Raw genomic sequence first — 782 nt, forward strand, 5'->3', positions numbered from 1 at the left:
TAACTTAATATATTCTTTTTAAAGGTTTGTACCTTCAAAACTACACAGCTACTTTCTTTCTTGGTCAAGCCCTCGACCTATTAGTATCACTAAGCTTAAGACATTGCTGCCCTTACACCTGTGACCTATCTACCAGGTAGTCTTCCTGGGGTCTTACTTCGTTAACCGAATGGGAAATCTTATCTTAAGGGAGACTTCGCGCTTAGATGCCTTCAGCGCTTATTCCTTCCAGACTTGGCTACTCAGCCATGCCGTTGGCACGACAACTGATACACCAGTGGTCTGTCCATCCCGGTCCTCTCGTACTAGGGACAGCTCCTTTCAAATTTCCTACGCCCACGACGGATAGGGACCGAACTGTCTCACGACGTTCTGAACCCAGCTCGCGTGCCTCTTTAATGGGCGAACAGCCCAACCCTTGGAACCTGCTACAGCTCCAGGATGAGACGAGCCGACATCGAGGTGCCAAACCTCCCCGTCGATGTGGACTCTTGGGGGAGATAAGCCTGTTATCCCCGGGGTAGCTTTTATCCGTTGAGCGATGGCCCTTCCACTCGGTGCCACCGGATCACTAAGTCCAAGTTTCCTTCCTGCTCGACTTGTTGGTCTCGCAGTCAAGCTCCCTTCTGCCTTTGCACTCTTCGCACGATTTCCGTCCGTGCTGAGGGAACCTTTGAGCGCCTCCGTTACTCTTTAGGAGGCGACCGCCCCAGTCAAACTGCCCAACTGACAGTGTCCTAAAACTGGTTTCACAGTTTCTAGTTAGAACTTCAGTATTATAA

Annotated in this window: 1 rRNA gene; it reads right to left on the reverse strand. The window is 50.5% G+C overall.

Annotated features, from left to right (window positions below):
* Window positions 1-60: 60 nt before the first annotated feature.
* A 23S ribosomal RNA gene (locus tag CLPU_RS16355) occupies window positions 61-782 on the reverse strand; the annotation flags it as partial.

The sequence above is a fragment of the Gottschalkia purinilytica genome, from assembly GCF_001190785.1.
Lineage (GTDB): Bacteria > Bacillota > Clostridia > Tissierellales > Gottschalkiaceae > Gottschalkia_A > Gottschalkia_A purinilytica.